Annotated in this window: 10 protein-coding genes; 2 read left to right on the top strand and 8 right to left on the bottom strand. The window is 68.4% G+C overall.

Going from position 1 to position 17,355, the window contains the following annotated elements; translation table 11 throughout:
* Positions 1-194 precede the first annotated feature (194 nt).
* The gene (locus tag JOB34_RS13450) at positions 195-2,333 is read right to left on the bottom strand and encodes a hypothetical protein (RefSeq protein ID WP_208053181.1); all 2,139 of its coding nucleotides are present in this window, start codon (positions 2,331-2,333) and stop codon (positions 195-197) included.
* A 109-nt stretch (positions 2,334-2,442) separates the two neighbouring features.
* Here JOB34_RS13450 and JOB34_RS13445 point away from each other — a divergent pair, with 109 nt between their 5' ends.
* Positions 2,443-2,952 carry a GtrA family protein gene (locus JOB34_RS13445; RefSeq protein WP_208053180.1) on the top strand — a complete coding sequence of 170 codons (510 nt, stop codon included), beginning with the start codon at positions 2,443-2,445 and terminating at the stop codon, positions 2,950-2,952.
* Here JOB34_RS13445 and JOB34_RS13440 read toward each other — a convergent pair.
* Both JOB34_RS13440 and JOB34_RS18180 read right to left on the bottom strand, forming a co-directional pair.
* Positions 2,925-3,674, bottom strand: a complete 750-nt coding sequence (locus JOB34_RS13440; protein ID WP_208053179.1) for a glycosyltransferase family 2 protein — start codon at positions 3,672-3,674, stop codon at positions 2,925-2,927. The genes JOB34_RS13445 and JOB34_RS13440 overlap by 28 nt on opposite strands.
* A 2-nt stretch (positions 3,675-3,676) precedes the next feature.
* A complete protein-coding gene (locus JOB34_RS18180; RefSeq protein ID WP_208053178.1) occupies positions 3,677-4,363 on the bottom strand; it encodes a class I SAM-dependent methyltransferase in 687 nt (228 codons plus the stop codon).
* Between the two features lie 102 nt (positions 4,364-4,465).
* On the opposite strand from JOB34_RS18180, the gene JOB34_RS13430 reads away from it, so the two are divergent.
* Positions 4,466-6,730 carry a hypothetical protein gene (locus JOB34_RS13430; protein WP_208053177.1) on the top strand — a complete coding sequence of 755 codons (2,265 nt, stop codon included), beginning with the start codon at positions 4,466-4,468 and terminating at the stop codon, positions 6,728-6,730.
* 321 nt (positions 6,731-7,051) lie between these two features.
* Here JOB34_RS13430 and JOB34_RS13425 read toward each other — a convergent pair whose 3' ends face one another.
* The 5 genes from JOB34_RS13425 to rplJ all read right to left on the bottom strand — a co-directional run bounded on the left by JOB34_RS13425 (position 7,052) and on the right by rplJ (position 17,229).
* Entirely contained in the window at positions 7,052-10,951 is a 3,900-nt protein-coding gene (locus tag JOB34_RS13425; RefSeq protein ID WP_208053176.1) for a DNA-directed RNA polymerase subunit beta', read from the bottom strand.
* Between the two features lie 96 nt (positions 10,952-11,047).
* The gene (rpoB, locus tag JOB34_RS13420; protein ID WP_208053175.1) at positions 11,048-14,542 is read right to left on the bottom strand and encodes a DNA-directed RNA polymerase subunit beta; all 3,495 of its coding nucleotides are present in this window, start codon (positions 14,540-14,542) and stop codon (positions 11,048-11,050) included.
* 608 nt (positions 14,543-15,150) lie between these two features.
* Positions 15,151-15,888 carry a S1 family peptidase gene (locus JOB34_RS13415; RefSeq protein WP_243758092.1) on the bottom strand — a complete coding sequence of 246 codons (738 nt, stop codon included), beginning with the start codon at positions 15,886-15,888 and terminating at the stop codon, positions 15,151-15,153.
* A gap of 297 nt (positions 15,889-16,185) precedes the next feature.
* Complete coding sequence (gene rplL / locus JOB34_RS13410) at positions 16,186-16,569, bottom strand: 50S ribosomal protein L7/L12 (protein WP_208053174.1); 384 nt, start codon at positions 16,567-16,569, stop codon at positions 16,186-16,188.
* Between the two features lie 84 nt (positions 16,570-16,653).
* A complete protein-coding gene (gene rplJ / locus JOB34_RS13405) occupies positions 16,654-17,229 on the bottom strand; it encodes a 50S ribosomal protein L10 (protein WP_179482646.1) in 576 nt (191 codons plus the stop codon).
* Between the last annotated feature and the right edge of the window lie 126 nt (positions 17,230-17,355).

Below are 17,355 nucleotides of genomic sequence, written 5' to 3'. Positions count from 1 at the left end.
TGTGTCGTGGCCTGATGCGCCGCGAACAACCTCTTCAGCGCGGAAACGCACGTGTTTGTTCCCGTGCACCGCGCCATGCCGGTCGTTCGAGCGCAGGGCAGAGCCACGCACAGTCCTTAAGCGTACCGGGCCGGTGATACCGCTCCAAATCCACTCCGGGGCCGCGCGCGGGCACCCGGTGCGCGTTCGGCGCCCTATCCCTCGGGAGCCGGGTGCAGGTCCGCCGCGTGCCCGGAGGCAGGTCGATCATGCCTCTGCCGGGAGGGGATCGTCGCGAGCACCACGAGCAACGGAGCAGCGATCAGCATGCCGATCGGCGGGATGCCGGTGCCGGAATCGTTGGCGAAGAAGCCGATGACCCAGCAGATCACGGCGGCGGCGAGCCCGTTGCCGAGGAAGGGGATCTGCGACCACAGCCGGGCTATGGGGCGGCTGAAGCGTCGACTCGGGGCCACGAGCACCACGACGGCGAGCAGGAGCAGGAGCGGCACGAAGAGGGTGAGCGGCGACGACGTCAGCATCTGCGCGTTGAGCTTGCCGATCCTGCCGAGGGTCCCCGCCTGACCGTGGTGGCGCAGTCCCGCGACGAAGTCACCGAGGTGGGTCCGGTACTTCGGCGGCCGCAGATAGTCCAGGACCGCCAGTCCCCCCACCACCAGCGCGGTCGACCCGCCGATCATCGCCACCCGTTGCCACGTCACCCGCAACCCGGCGGCGTTCAGAGCGAGATAGGCGAACGCCGGGATCATGGCCACCGGGCCGCCGGCGTCGGCGCCCCATGCGGGAGAACCGTCGACGAGGATCGCCGGCACCGCGACGAGCACCACGGTCGCGGTCGCCAGGTCGCGACGGCCGGCCCTGATCAGTGCATCGGCCAACAGGGCCGCGATGAGCAGTGCGCTCGTCGCGAGCATCGCGTACCCGACGTTGCCCATCCCGTAGTAGCGCCCGCCGTACAACGGTTGCAGACCCATCATCGAGGTGAGCTGCAGCCGGGAACCGTGCATGGCGTCGTCGAGGACGGTGTAGCCGGTGACCACCAGGATCACCAGAAGCGGGCCGATCGGGTGCCGCCGCCAGGGCCCGGCCCACGCGATCACCGAGATGGCGACCGCGATCAGCAGGACTCCGGCGGTGAGCGCGACGCCGGGATGGCCCGTGCGGTACCAGGGCAGCACCCCGATCAGGAACGTCGCCGCAGGCAGCGACGCCAGCGCACCGGCGGTGACCCCGATGCCGGCCCGCAGGAAGGGATGCGACGCCGTCGAACGCTCGGCCCGCCGCGTCCGCCATACCCCCAGGCGCCACAGGAGCACGCCCAGCGCGACGATCACCGCTCCGATGATCAGGGCTCTCGGGAAGAAGGTGCGCAACACGGAGTGCTGGACCGCCAGCTCCTGGCCGAGGTCGCGCGCCAGGGTGACCGGGCCGTACGCGCTGCTGGACGGCTCGACCGAGGGGACCCTGGCCTCGGGAAGGGTGGGCGCCGCGCTTCCGAACCGGTGCAGGATCAGCGCGGTCAGGTCGACGGTGCCGATCATCCCGATCTGGCGGGTGTTCAGCGATGTCAGGCGACCGTGCGGCACGCCGGGCCCGGTGACGACGACGGAGCGCAGATGCTCCCGGGAGGCGTCGTCCGCGAGCGAGGCCACCACGAGCGTCGCGTCGGCCGGGACCTTGGCGACGACCTGACGCAGGGCGGAGTCGTCACCGGTGGTGAGGCTGACCAGCGTGATCGGGCACGACGTGAAGTCGGCCTGCGAGACGCGGGGTACGTAGTGCGCGACCTTCCCCTTGCGGTCCGCCGCCCCGAGGCTGGCGCCGGCGCCCACAGCGGTGACGCACTGATGGGCCGCCGCCGCCGTGGAGGCCAGTCGCCCGATGTCCGCCTTGGGGGTCCGGGACAGCGCGATCTTGCGCCATTGCGACCACTGCGGGAAGTACCCGGTGCTCGCACTCGTGAGGGTGGCGGTGGGCACGCGCGGACACTGCCCGACCGCGGCACCGGGAAGGGTCTCCTTCACCACGGCGCCGACCGCTGTGCGGGTGCCGGCGGACAGGGTGAGCCACGCGTCACCGGTGCAGCTGTGCCCGGACAGATCCCGCGTGAGCATCGCGCCGACCGCGCCCTTGCGGGCCAGGGAGTACAGGGTGGGGTTCGCCGTGGTCGAGGTGGAGTTCCAGTCCAGCTGCGGCACCCGCACGACCACGATCGGACCCGGTTGGGAGATCTGCTGCAACGCGGGACGGTGGGTGAGCACCGAGGTCAGGAGCACCCCGCCGAGACCGGATGCGAGCACCAGCACGCACACGATCAGCCAGCGCCGGGTCACCGGGTCAGGGTACGGCTACCGTTCGGTGCCTCCGCCCCACGGCCACGGCGGGGGTCATGGCACGTTGGTACTGTCGACGAGCTCAGACACCCACCGTCGGAAGTCATCGATGTCCACCCATGAGGCGACCGTCCGCCCCTCCCCGGCCGCACACAACGGCAGCGGGCTGCGTCAGGCATTCCGGTTCGGCGTCGTCGGGATCTTCGGCTTCGCCGCCGACGTCGGCGGGTTCAACCTGCTGCGCAGCGAAGGCCCCGGACCGCTGCACGACTACCCGATCTCCGCGAAGGTCATCTCCAGCATCGCCGGGGTGATCGTGGCCTGGCTCGGCAACCGGTACTGGACCTTCCGACACACCCGCCGGGATCGGATGCATCACGAGTTCCTGCTCTTCGCGGTGGTCTCGATCGTCGGGATCGCGATCGCTGCGGCCTGCCTGGCCGTGTCGCACTACCTGCTCGGCTACGACTCGCAGCTGGCCGACAACATCAGTGGCAACGGGATCGGGTTGATACTCGCCACGGTCTTCCGCTTCTGGGCCTACAAGCACCACGTCTTCGTCTCGCGCAACGGCGAGCCGTTCACCGCCGCCTACGAGGACGAGGACGACGAGGGCTGAGCGCGCCGTTGCCGCTTGGGGTGCGCGAAGCGCATCCGCCCGCTCATCGTGAACATCTCCAGCCCGAGCGGGATGGTCTTGCGCAGCTCACCGGTGACCGAGGACTCCCCCACCCGCGGGTGGTAGTTGACCGGCACCTGCACCCACTTGGTGCCGCTCTTCGCCGTGAGCAGCAGCATCTCCAGCCCGTACGCCGAGCCGTCGAGGGTCGAGTGCTCCAGCAGGTGGTCGGCGTGAGCCCGGGTCATCACGCGGAACGTGCAGCCGACGTCCGAGAGGCTGGTGGTGTTGTAGAGGACCTCGACCCACTTGGCGACGCCCCAGTTGCCCCACTTGAGGAACCAGCCCATGTTGGCGCCGTCCCAGATGAACTCGGACACGGTGCGCGACCCGACGACGAAACCGCACTCGGGCATGAACGCCAGGAGCTTGCGCAGGTCGGTGGGGTCGAAGGTGCCGTCCGGCTCGCAGACAGCGACCAGCTCGGTACGCGCCTCGCGCAGGCCCCGCTGGATCGCGGCTCCGTAGCCCTGCCGGGCCTCGTGGACCTCTCGGGCGCCGGTGTTCGCGACCTCCTCGGAGGTGCCGGCGGCGGCGTTGTTGTTGACGACGAGCACTTCGTCGACCTCGGCCATCGCTTCGAACGCGGTGATGCACGCGGCGATGCTGTCCTTCTCGTTGTAGGTGGGCAGCACCACCGTCAGGGTGGGTCGGCTGGACATGTTCACTCCTTGGGTCGGCTGGCGACGACGAGCATCTGACCGGCCAGCGGCTTGATCGGTGACGCGAGGTACCACGGCACCAGGAACGAGAGGCGGGCGCCGGACGACTTCATCGTCAACGGCATGAACCGCGGTTTGACCACTTCCACCTGCATCCCGCGGGAGGTCAGGTAGTCGCTCAGCGACTGGTCGGTGAAGATCGCCACGTGCGTGTAGTCGTCGAAGTAACGGCGCGGCGCCAACCGGAAGTTCGGCTGCATGAGGATGAGCCGGCCGCCGGGTCGCAGGATCCGCTGCACCCCGTCCACCAGCGCATTCGTGGCGGCGCGCTCGAGGTGCTCCAGCAGGTTCGAGGCGAAGACCACATCGAAGGACGCGTCCTCGAAACGGGACAGGTCCGTGCAGTCGCCGACCACGGCCTGGACCTGTCGCGCTGCATTCCGTTCGACGGTGTCGTCGAGGTCCATCGCCACCACCCGCTTCGCGGTGATCGCGTTCGAAAAGTCGCACCAGCCCGCACCGAGTTCGAGCACGTCGGAGGACGGCGCGATCCACCGCTGAAGGTAGGCACCCAGATGCCGCCAGATGTCCGACCTCGCAGGGTTGGGCGCCAGCCGGGTCTCGAAGTAGCCGGGCTGATAGCTGCCCGGCACGCCGCCGTCCACGGGTGCGTCGTCCTGCCGCGTCACGGTGTCCCTTCCATCGGGTGCAGGGCCGGCTCCTCCGGCCCCGTCCACGCGTCGCACCGTAGCTGAACGAGGCACGCAACACCTCCAGCTACGGTGTCGCCCGTGCCTGCGACCCAGACCATACCTGCCGACCGCCGCCCCGCCGCCGCTGTCGCCGCCGCCGCACGCGGCGCCGGCGGTTACTGGCTCCTTCTGATCGCGACGGCCCTCTACCTGACGTACGCCGGCGTCGACGGCCTGTCCGGGTCGGAGGTCGTGCGCGCCGTTCTCGGCGTTGCCGTGACCCAGCTGCTGCCCGGCGTGCTGCTGTGGCGGTGTGTCCGCCCGCGCGACGGCTGGCTGCTGGAGGACCTGGCGATGGGGTTCGCAATGGGCATCGCGATCGTCGTGCCGACCCAGACGATCGCCGGGTACAGCCATCAGCGGTGGATCGCGCTGGTGCTCCCGCTACTGATCGCGGCGCTCCTGCTCGCCGTCCCGGTGACGCGGCGCCGGATCATGTCGGCGCGCTGGTCGCCGCTGCCGTGGTGGCTCGGCGGCGGTATCGCGGCCCTGTCGGCGACGACGTTCCCGATGCTGGTCGCGTACTTCCGCGTGAACCAGCCGCGCTGGGCCACCGGAGTGGGTCAGCCGCACGTCGACACCTACCTGCACCTGGCGTTGTCCTCCGAGCTGCTCGAACGCGGCCCGGCCGCCTGGCCGACGGTCATCGGTGAGGCGCTCGGCTACCAGTGGTTCGCGCACGCGTGGATCGCCCAGGTCACCGCCTCGACCGGTGTGCCGCTGGACGAGGTGCTGATGCGCTTCCTGCCGGCGATCATGCCCATCGTCTCGGTGAGCTGCCTCGCGGCCCTCTGCCTGCGACTGACCCGCAGCGCCGGCATCACCCTCGGGGCGGTCGCCCTGGCGTCACTCGCGGGTGTGACCTCACCGGTGCGGACGGCCGCCGTCAATCTGATGATCACCCCGCAGTCCCCCACGCTGGGCCTGGGGATCCCGACCCTGATGGCGTTGATCGCGATCCTCGCCATGCGTTGGCGGGGAGAAGCTCTGCGTGGCGCGATCGTGATGGTGCCGATCCTCACCGTCATCGCCACCGGCACGAAGGGGTCGACCGCACCGGTCGTGATCGCCGGGCTGGGTCTGGCCCTGCTCGCGACGCTGATCTGGCACCGACGTCTGGTGCCGCATCTCGTGGTCGACCTGCTGATGATGGGGGTGGCGCTGGTCGCCACGCTCGCCATCGTCTTCCACGGGTCGGCGTCCGGCCTGATGCTGGGGGTGACCGAGTCCGCCAAGCAGACCCGGCTCGCTGGTGATCTCGGCGGCGCACCGACGTACTTCCAACAGCGCGCCCTGTCCGCGATCACCATCCTCACCGGACTCGGACCGGCGCTGCTGGGATTCGCCGCGCTGTGGCGCCGGGAGGACCGGCGCGACCCGGTCATCTGGGTGCTCCTCGGAGCCTCGATCGCGGGAGCCGCCGCGACCGGGCTGTTCTCCCACCCCGGCAAGAGCCAGGGGTACTTCCTGCTGACCGCCCTCCCGCTCGCCGCCATCGCCACGGCGATCGGGGCGGACCGGGTGCTGCGCACGTTGAGCGTGCGAGGGCGGGCCTTGCTGCTCGGCTTCGCCGGACTGGGCGCCGTGGCATTCGTGCTGCTGCCGACGCTGGTGCTCGGACCGCTTCGGACACACACCTTCCGGCGGTTGGAGGAATCGGTGCTGATCGGCCTCGCCATCCTCGTGGCGGCCGGCGTGATCGCGGTGATCGCGACCCGTGACACCGATCGTCGGTACGGCGCGCGCATCGGCCTCAGCGCCGCTGCCGGGGCCGTCGTCCTGTCCGGACCGGTGGTCTACGGCCAGTACCTCTCGAACGTCCAGGAGCCCTCAGCCCACCAGCACATCAAACTCAGTGCGGCCGGGGCCAGCTCGAACGCCCAGATCGCCGCCGCCGTCTACATCCGCGACCACTCCGGCGTCGAGGACCTGGTGATGACCAACCGGCACTGCACCCGTCAGAGCGCCCCATACCACTGCGACACCCGCCGCTGGCTCGTCACGGCGTTCTCCCAGCGGCAGGCCCTGATCGAGGGCTGGACCGCGACCAACACCGCCACCCGGCTCGCTCCACACGGGCGCGACTCGGTGACCGTCGACTACTGGCATCCGCAACTACTGCAGTTGAACGACGGCTTCTACACCCACCCGACCGCGGCCGCCGCACGTCAGCTGTGGGACAAGGGGGTGCGCTGGGTCTACGAGGAGAACACCATGAAGCACGCGAAGACTCTCGCGCCCTACGCCACTCTGCGCTTCCGCGACTCCGGCGCGAGCGCGTGGCAGCTGAACCGCCCCAGCTGACCGCTGATCTGGGGGTTCCTCGAACACCGGCACCGACGTAGGAAGAAGGACCGGCCCGGCCGACGACCCACCTGCGCCGACAGGCCGCGGGTCGGAGAGTGACCGCACGACCGTCGACCCGCCTCGGTGGGTCGGTCGCACGGTCGGATCATGTCTGAGGCGCCGTGAAACGAGCCGCTCGTTCCGGCTGCCGCTCCCGGCTTGCCTCGCGCAGAATAGTGACCGCAGCGCCCATGACCCACCCGTCGCCCGCACTGAACCTCACGAAGAAGCGCGCCCCACGAACCTCTCGGTCCGTGGGGCGCGCTTCTGCTACGTCGGTCAGTCGAGCCCGAGCGACGCGTCGTCCAGGCGGACGGCCTCGCCCGACCCCGGCCCGAAGGACGGGTAGTCGTAACTCTGGTAGTCCGGCAGGGCGTACAGCGCCGCCTTGGCCTCCTCGGTCGGCTCGACCTTCACGTTGCGGTAACGCGTCAGGCCGGTGCCGGCGGGGATGAGCTTGCCGAGGATGACGTTCTCCTTCAGCCCCAGCAGCGGGTCGCTCTTGGCGTGCATGGCCGCCTCGGTGAGCACCCGGGTGGTCTCCTGGAAGGAGGCCGCCGAGAGCCACGAGTCGGTCGCGAGCGACGCCTTGGTGATGCCCAGCAGGTCGGGACGACCCGACGCCGGACGGCCACCCTCGGCGACGGTGCGCCGCGAGCTGTCCTCGAACCGGCCGCGCTCGGCCAGCTCACCGGGCAGCAGGTCGGTGTCGCCCGCCTCGATGATCGTGATCCGGCGCAGCATCTGCCGCACGATGACCTCGATGTGCTTGTCGTGGATCGAGACACCCTGCTGGCGGTAGACGCTCTGCACCTCGTCCACGAGGTGCTTCTGCACCGCACGGGGGCCGAGGATGCGCAGCACCTGCTTGGGGTCGATGGCGCCCTGTACGAGCAGCGCGCCGACCTCGACGTGGTCGCCGTCGGAGACCAGCACCCGCGCACGCTTGCTGACCGGGTAGGCGTGCTCTTCCGAGCCGTCGTCCGGGGTCAACAGGATGCGACGTGCCTTGTCGGTCTCCTCGATCTGCACGCGGCCTGCGGCCTCGGCGATCGGGGCGACACCCTTCGGCGTACGCGCCTCGAACAGCTCCACGACGCGGGGCAGACCCTGGGTGATGTCATCACCCGCGGCGCCACCGGTGTGGAACGTGCGCATCGTCAGCTGGGTGCCGGGCTCACCGATGGACTGCGCGGCGATGATGCCGACCGCCTCACCGATGTCGACCAGCTTGCCGGTCGCGAGCGACCGCCCGTAGCACTTGGCGCAGGTGCCGACCCGGGACTCACACGTGAGCACCGAGCGGACCTTGACGTTCTCCACGCCGGCCGCGAGCAGCCGGTCCAGGTTGACGTCACCGAGGTCGGAGCCGGCAGCTGCCAGCACCTCCCCGCCGGACTCGACGTCCGTGGCGAGCGTCCGCGCGTAGACCGAGGTCTCCACGTCGTCGTGCTCGGTCAGCGAACCGTCGGCGGCACGCTGTGCCACCGGCAGGGTCAGGCCACGGTCGGTGCCGCAGTCGTCCTCGCGGATGATCACGTCCTGGCTGACGTCCACCAGACGACGGGTGAGGTACCCGGAGTCGGCGGTACGCAGCGCGGTGTCGGCCAGACCCTTGCGGGCACCGTGCGTGGAGATGAAGAACTCCAGCACGGACAGGCCTTCACGGAAATTGGACTTGATCGGGCGCGGAATGATCTCGCCCTTTGGGTTGGCCATCAGGCCACGCGCACCGGCGATCTGCCGGACCTGGTGCCAGTTACCACCGGCACCCGAGGACACCATCCGGAAGATGGGGTTGTTCGGGTCGAAGTTGGACTGCATCTCTGCAGCGACCTCGTTGGTGGCCTGGGTCCAGATCTCGATGAGCTCCTGACGGCGCTCGTCGTCGGTGATCAGGCCACGCTCGTACTGGCCCTGCACCTTGGCGGCCTTGCCCTCGTAACCGCTCAGGATCTCCAGCTTGCGACCGGGGGTCTGGACATCGGAGATGGCCACGGTGCAACCGGACCGGGTGGCCCAGTAGAAACCGGCTTCCTTCAGCGCGTCCAGGGATGCGGCGACCTGAGCCTTGGGGTAACGCTCGGCCAGGTCGTTCACGACCGTCGACAACGCCTTCTTGTCGATGGCAGTGTTGAGGAAGGGGTAGTCCTCAGGCAGCGTCTCGTTGAAGAGCACCCGACCGAGGGTCGTCTCCAGCGTGAGGCTGGAGATACGACCGAGGTCGTCGGCGAAGGCGCCTTCGGGCAGCGCGTGTCCGGTCGGCGGCACCTGGTCGGTGAGCCGGATCCGGACCGTCGAGCCGAGCTTGATCTCGCCACGGTCCAGCGCCATCCGCGCCTCGGCGGGGGTGCCGAAGGAACGCAGCTGCTCCTGGTCGCCCTCACCGACGGTCACCTGTCCGTCACCGGAGGTGAGGAAGAAGATGCCGGTGATCATGTCCTGGCTGGGCATGGTGACGGGACGGCCGTCGGACGGCTTCAGCACGTTGTTGCTCGACAGCATGAGGATGCGGGCCTCGGCCTGCGCCTCGGTGGACAGCGGCACGTGGACCGCCATCTGGTCACCGTCGAAGTCGGCGTTGAACGCGGTGCAGACCAACGGGTGGATCTGCACGGCCTTGCCCTCGACCAGCTGCGGCTCGAAGGCCTGGATGCCGAGGCGGTGCAGGGTGGGCGCACGGTTCAACAGCACCGGGTGCTCGGTGATGACCTCTTCGAGGACATCCCAGACGACCGGACGCGCACGCTCGACCATCCGCTTGGCGGACTTGATGTTCTGCGCGTGGTCCAGGTCGACCAGACGCTTCATCACGAACGGCTTGAACAGCTCCAGCGCCATCTGCTTGGGCAGACCGCACTGGTGCAGCTTCAGCTGCGGACCGACCACGATGACCGAACGGCCGGAGTAGTCGACGCGCTTGCCCAGCAGGTTCTGACGGAAGCGTCCCTGCTTGCCCTTCAGCATGTCGGACAGCGACTTCAGCGGACGGTTGCCGGGGCCCGTGACCGGGCGACCACGACGGCCGTTGTCGAAGAGGCTGTCGACGGCCTCCTGCAGCATCCGCTTCTCGTTGTTCACGATGATCTCGGGCGCACCGAGGTCGAGCAGACGCTTGAGACGGTTGTTGCGGTTGATGACGCGACGGTAGAGGTCGTTCAGGTCGGAGGTCGCGAAGCGGCCACCGTCCAGCTGCACCATCGGGCGCAGGTCCGGCGGGATCACCGGGACGCAGTCCAGGACCATGCCGACAGGGCTGTTCTTGGTCTGGATGAACGCCATGACGACCCGCAGCCGCTTCAGGGCGCGCGTCTTGCGCTGGCCCTTGCCGGTCGCGATGGTCTCGCGCAGCGACTCGGCCTCGGCGACGAGGTCGAAGGTCTCCAGGCGCTTCTGCAGCGCCTGGGCGCCCATGCCGCCCTCGAAGTACAGACCGAAACGGGTCCGCATCTCGCGGTAGAGGACCTCATCGCCCTCGAGGTCCTGGACCTTGAGGTTCTTGAAGCGGTCCCAGACCTGCGTCAGGCGCTCGATCTGAGCGTCCGAGCGCTTGCGGATCTGGTTCATCTCGCGCTCGGCGGACTCGCGCACCTTGCGGCGGGCGTCAGCCTTGGCGCCCTCCTTCTCCAGCTCGGCCAGGTCGGACTCGAGCTTGGCGGCGCGGGTGTTCACGTCGTTGTCGCGACGGTTCTCCAGCTCCTTCTTCTCCACCTCGATCTGCGCCTCCAAGGAGGGCAGGTCGGCGTGCCGCTGGTCCACGTCCACCGAGGTGATCATGTAGGCGGCGAAGTAGATGACCTTCTCCAGGTCCTTCGGAGCAAGGTCGAGCAGGTAGCCGAGGCGGCTCGGCACACCCTTGAAGTACCAGATGTGCGTCACGGGGGCGGCGAGCTCGATGTGGCCCATCCGCTCACGGCGTACGGCGGAGCGAGTGACCTCGACACCGCAGCGCTCGCAGATGATGCCCTTGAAGCGCACCCGCTTGTACTTGCCGCAGTAGCACTCCCAGTCACGGGTCGGACCGAAGATCTTCTCGCAGAAGAGTCCGTCCTTCTCCGGCTTCAGGGTGCGGTAGTTGATGGTCTCGGGCTTCTTGACCTCGCCGTGGCTCCACTGGCGAATGTCCTCGGCAGTTGCGAGACCGATGCGGATCTCGTCGAAGAAGTTGACGTCCAGCACAGTTGCTGTCCTTCTTTCGTTTGTTCTAGCTAGTCAGGAGATGAAGAGCGATCCCCGTACGGCGGCGGCTTGCGCACGCCGCCGTACGGGTGGCGATCACACTTCTTCGACGCTGCTGGGCTCGCGCCGCGACAGATCGATGCCGAGCTCCTCCGCTGCGCGGAAGACCTCCTGGTCGGAGTCACGCAGGTCGATGATCTGACCATCGCTGCTCAGGACCTCGACGTTGAGACACAGCGACTGCATCTCCTTGATGAGCACCTTGAACGACTCCGGGATGCCCGGCTCCGGGATATTCTCGCCCTTGACGATGGCCTCGTAGACCTTCACCCGGCCGATCACGTCGTCGGACTTGATGGTGAGCAGCTCCTGCAGCGCGTACGCCGCGCCGTAGGCCTCCAGTGCCCAGACCTCCATCTCACCGAACCGCTGACCACCGAACTGCGCCTTACCACCGAGCGGCTGCTGGGTGATCATCGAGTACGGGCCGGTGGAACGGGCGTGGATCTTGTCGTCCACCAGGTGGTGCAGCTTCAGGATGTACATGTAACCGACCGAGACGGGCTCGGGGAACGGCTCACCGGAGCGACCGTCGAACAGCTGCGTCTTGCCGGACGCACCGATGAGGCGCTTGCCGTCCCTGGTAGGACGGGTGGAGTCGAGCAGTCCGGTGATGACGCCCTCGGACGCACCGTCGAAGACCGGGGTCGCCACGCGGGAACCGGGCGGGGCCTGGTGCGCGTCGGCGGCGATCTCGGACTTGAACGAGGTGTCGCCGGTGTTCTCGGCGATGTCCCATCCACGGCTGGCGGCCCAGCCCAGGTGCAACTCCAGGATCTGCCCGAGGTTCATCCGGCGCGGGACACCGTGCGGGTTGAGCACGACGTCGACCGGGGTGCCGTCCTCCAGGAACGGCATGTCCTCGACGGGCAGGATCTTGGCGATGACGCCCTTGTTGCCGTGTCGGCCGGCGAGCTTGTCGCCGTCGGTGATCTTGCGCTTGTTGGCGACGTAGATGCGCACCAGCTGGTTCACACCCGGGGGCAGCTCGTCACCCTCCTCGCGGTCGAACACCTTGACGCCGATGATCGTGCCGGTCTCGCCGTGCGGGACCTTCATCGACGTGTCACGGACCTCACGCGCCTTCTCACCGAAGATGGCACGCAGCAGGCGCTCCTCCGGGGTCAGCTCGGTCTCGCCCTTGGGCGTGACCTTGCCGACCAGCAGGTCGCCATCGCGGACCTCGGCACCGATGCGGATGATGCCGCGCTCGTCCAGGTCGGCGAGGACCTCCTCGGCGACGTTGGGGATGTCGCGGGTGATCTCCTCCGGGCCCAGCTTGGTGTCGCGGGCATCGATCTCGTGCTCCTCGATGTGGATCGAGGAGAGCACGTCGTCCTGCACGAGACGCTGGCTGAGGATGATCGCGTCCTCGAAGTTGTAACCCTCCCAGGGCATGAACGCCACGAGCAGGTTCTTCCCGAGGGCCATCTCGCCGCCGTCGGTCGCGGGACCGTCGGCGATGACGCCACCGGCCTCGAGACGGTCACCCTCGGTGACCACGACGCGCTGGTTGTAGCAGGTGCCCGCGTTGGACCGGGTGAACTTCGCGATCTTGTACGTCGAGTAGGTGCCGTCGTCGTTCATGACGTTCACCAGATCAGCAGAGACCGCCTGAACGACGCCCGCCTTCTCTGCGCGGACCACGTCACCGGAGTCCAGTGCCGCGCGGTACTCCATGCCGGTGCCGACCAGCGGCGCCTCGGAGCGGACCAGCGGCACGGCCTGACGCTGCATGGCCGCACCCATCAGGGCGCGGTTGGCGTCGTCGTGCTCCAGGAACGGGATCAGCGCGGTGGACGCGGAGACCATCTGGCGTGCGGACACGTCCATGTAGTCGACCTCGCCGGCCGGTACGTCGCTGGCCTCGCCGCCCTTGGTGCGTCCGAGCACGCGCTCCTCGGCGAACGTGCCGTCATCGGTCAGGGCCGCATTGGCCTGCGCGATGACGAACTTGTCCTCCTCGTCGGCGGACAGGTAGACGACCTCGTCGGTGACCCGACCCTCGGTGACCTTGCGGTACGGGGTCTCGATGAAACCGAACGGGTTGATCCGCCCGTACGACGCGAGCGAGCCGATCAGGCCGATGTTCGGGCCCTCAGGGGTCTCGATCGGGCACATCCGGCCGTAGTGGCTGGGGTGCACGTCGCGCACATCCATGCCGGCGCGGTCACGGGACAGACCACCCGGGCCCAGCGCGGACAGTCGACGCTTGTGCGTCAGTCCGGCGAGCGGGTTGTTCTGGTCCATGAACTGGCTCAGCTGGCTGGTCCCGAAGAACTCCTTGATCGAGGCCACCACGGGGCGGATGTTGATCAGGGTCTGCGGGGTGATCGCCTCGACGTCCTGGGTGGTCATCCGCTCGCGGACGACGCGCTCCATCCGCGACAGGCCCGTACGGACCTGGTTCTGGATGAGCTCGCCGACGTTGCGCAGGCGACGGTTGCCGAAGTGGTCGATGTCGTCGACCTCGACGGGCAGCGTGACCTCGTTGCCCTCACGGGTGCCGGTCATCTCGGTCTCGCCGGCGTGCAGCGCGACCAGGTACTTGATGGTGGCGACGATGTCGTCGACCGACAGCGTGGAGGTGTTGAGCGCGACATCGAGGCCGAGCTTCTTGTCGACCTTGTAGCGGCCGACCTTGGCCAGGTCATAGCGCTTGCCGTTGAAGTACAGGTTGTCCAGCAGGTTCTGGGCGGCCTCGCGGGTGGGCGGCTCGCCCGGACGCAGCTTGCGGTAGATGTCCAGGAGGGCTTCGTCCTGGGTGGTGGTGTGGTCCTTCTCCAGCGTCCCGCGCATGGAGTCGTACTGGCCGAAGGTCTCCAGGATCTGGGCCTCGCTCCAGCCGAGGGCCTTCAGCAGGACCGTGACCGACTGCTTGCGCTTGCGGTCGACGCGGACGCCGACCTGGTCGCGCTTGTCGATCTCGAACTCGAGCCAGGCACCGCGGCTGGGGATGATCTTCGCGGTGTAGACGTCCTTGTCGGAGGTCTTGTCCAGGTTGCGCTCGAAGTACACGCCGGGGCTACGCACCAGCTGGGAGACGACGACGCGCTCGGTGCCGTTGATGATGAAGGTGCCGCGGCCGGTCATGAGCGGGAAATCGCCCATGAAGACGGTCTGGCTCTTGATCTCCCCGGTGGTGTTGTTCATGAACTCCGCGGTGACGAAGAGCGGCGCGGCGTAGGTCATGTCGCGCTCGCGGCACTCCTCGATGGAGTACTTGACCTCTTCGAACCGGTGGTCGCGGAACGACAGGCTCATGGTCTCGGCGAAGTCCTCGATCGGAGAGATCTCCTCGAAGATGTCCTCCAGACCCGAGCGGTCGTTGACCTCGGCCTTACCGGCGGCCTTCGCCGCGGCGACCCGCTCTTGCCAGCGCTCGTTGCCGAGCAGCCAGTCGAAGCTCTCCGTCTGGGGAGCCAACAGATCGGGCATTTCCAGCGGTTCGCGAATCTTCGCGAACGAGAGGCGGCCCGATGCCGTCTTCGCCGTAGTGAGTTTCGATGTCGCAGTGCGCGAGGCAGCCAAGGAGAGTCCTTCCACAGGCCTGACGGGCGGGCGGTTCGGTCACGCGTTCCCAACCGGCATCCGACCCTGTCGTCCTGGTCGCGGACAGCGCGACACCGGCTCTGCAAATCGAACGTCTTCACCGCGGCGGTAGTAGCCGACCGGGCCGATGAGGACGCACGAGGTGAGTGCCGTGGACAGTGAGGATTGGCTGATGGAGGGCAGCGCAAAGCACAACACTACACCTGAAGGCATGGGCTGTCCACCCGCCACCAGGCTTCGACGGCCTCGGACCGGTCACCGGTCCTCGGTCGGTCGCACCCGGACCGGCCAGCCTGCGAGTCCCCCGGCCGCGCGTACGTGCGCTGGCTGGTGATCGCGGCGCTCGGTCCCGACGCGCTTGCGTGGTTTGCAGCACCGAGAGTGCACCCTGAAGACTTCCGGGTCAAGGACCACGCGCCAGAAATCTTCGCGGGGCTGCCCATGACGGGCACGCCGAGCACGACGAGGACGGCGGGACCAGCGAGCACGCGCGCCCGCCAGGACGGGGGAACGGAGGCTCGGCAGAACGGGCGAGGACCGGCCCGGGTGATCTCCGGGGCCGGCCCTGCCACCGGTCGATCAGGCCGTCACACGCCGGCCGTGCTGGAGACCCATCCCCGGCTGTCGGTCAGATTCGCGTAGTTGGAGGTCGCGTGGATGTCCGAGCCCGGGTCGGCGGTGTCCCCGGTCGAGCACACTCCGACGACCACGCCGCCGACGAGGAGGGGCCCGCCGGAGTCGCCGTGGTTGGACGCGCCGTCCTGACCCTGCACGTGCACGGCCCGTCCCCCGTAAGCGTCGGTGCTGGAGCCGAGCACGTTCACGTCGGCCTTGTAGAGGTAGTCCGGCTGTGCGCCGCCGGCGCGCAGGCCGTAGCCGTAGATGGTGCCCGAGTCGCCGGAGGCGGGGCTGTAGGAGTTCGCGAGCGGCGCGTAGCTCCCGATCGAGGCCGAGCGCGACAGGTGGACGAGCGCCACATCGCCGTCCGGTGAAGCCTCGAAGTCGTCGGCCGCGATCGCCGGGCCCGGGTTGGAGGTGTCGTTGCTGAAGTAGACGTTCATCGAGCTGGTGCCGTCGATGCAGTGCTGGGCGGTGAGCACCCAGTCGGCCGAGATGGCCTCACCGGTGCAGCCGTAGGTGCCGCTGCCCTGCTCAAAGACCAGTTGGGCGATGTAGGGGGAGCTGGCCTGCGTTCCGCCGATGATGTGCGGCTGGGCGTGCGCGGCGGGGGTGCTCGCGTACGCGGGTCCTGCGGCGACCGCGGCGAGCGCCAGGGTGGCGGCGAGCCCGCTCATCGTGCGAAAGGCTGTGCGTGCGTTGCTCATGCGTTACGTGTCCCATCGTGAGGGTCGGCGTTGCGTGACATGTGTGTTTGTGTGCGTGACGCGGACGCCCGGTCTGGAGCGTCCGTGCGGGTGAGCACACACCAGACGCACAAGATCGACAAGCAATATTCGAAGCCCGGGGAGACAATTTACCTCGGCCTTACCGGCCGGTAACGTGCGCGATCCTCCCCGGAGACGACGAACGGCGGGACCGACCCGTAGGTCGATCCCGCCGCTCACGCGCAGTAGGCGCGGGTGGGTGTGTCAGGGCTCGGACGCCCCGTCACACCCGGGTGATCACTTGAGCTCGACGGTCGCGCCGGCGCCCTCGAGCTGCTCCTTGGCCTTGTCGGCCGCAGCCTTGTCGACCTTCTCCAGGACGGCCTTGGGGGCGCCGTCCACGAGGTCCTTGGCCTCCTTCAGACCGAGGGAGGTGAGGGCGCGCACCTCCTTGATGACCTGGATCTTCTTGTCGCCGGCGGCGGTCAGGACGACGTCGAACTCGTCCTGCTCGGCCTCGGCCTCGAGGGCGGCGCCACCGGCACCCGGGGCGACCGGGGCGGCCGCGACGGCTGCGGTCACGTTGAAGGTGTCTTCGAACTGCTTCACGAACTCGGAGAGCTCGATGAGGGTCATTTCCTTGAACGCGTCAAGGAGCTCGTCAGTGCTGAGCTTCGCCATGAGGTGGCGTCCTTTCTGTTGGTACTGCTGCCGTGAGTGGCGGATGTACTGGTGGATTGCCGACGTCCTGCGGATGCAGGGATGTCAGCTCTCGTCGCCACCCTCGGCGACGTCGGTCTCGGGCGCCGGCGCGGTGGCCGGACCCTCCTGCTCGGTCTTGGCGCGCAGCGCCTCGACCACGCGCGCCGTCTGGGACAGCGGCGCCTGGAAGAGCGCAGCCGCACCACTGAGCGATGCGTTCATCGCTCCGGCGAACTTGGCGAGCAGGGTCTCTCGCGACTCGAGAGCCGCGAGCTTGTCGATGTCAGCCGCCGTGAGGGTGTTCCCGTCGAGGACACCACCCTTGATCACGAGCAGCGGATTGGCCTTGGCGAAATCACGCAGGCCCTTGGCCGCCTCGACCGGTTCACCGGTGACGAAGGCGATCGCGGACGGTCCCTGCAGCTGGCCGTCGAAGGCGGTGACGCCCGCATCGGCAGCAGCACGCATGGTCAGCGTGTTCTTCACCACGACATAGGTCGCGTGCTCACGCAGTGAGCTGCGCAGCTGCGAGAGCTGCGCCACGGTCAGGCCGCGGTACTCCGTGAGAACGGCCGCATCGGACTGACGGAACTTCTCCGTCAGTTCGGCGATGGCAGCAGCCTTGTCAGCTTTCGCCATGCGGACCTCCTTCGATGGTGTGGCCGTCGGCGTGATGGGCCCGCATACGAAGAAGAGCCCCGGCGCGGTGGCGCGGGGCTCGTGTCGACGGCGCTCTCGCGCGTCATCCGATCCGACGCGATGGTC

The organism is Allobranchiibius sp. GilTou38, from assembly GCF_017565325.1.
Lineage (GTDB): Bacteria > Actinomycetota > Actinomycetes > Actinomycetales > Dermatophilaceae > Allobranchiibius > Allobranchiibius huperziae.
This window is presented reverse-complemented; position numbering and strand designations above follow the sequence as displayed.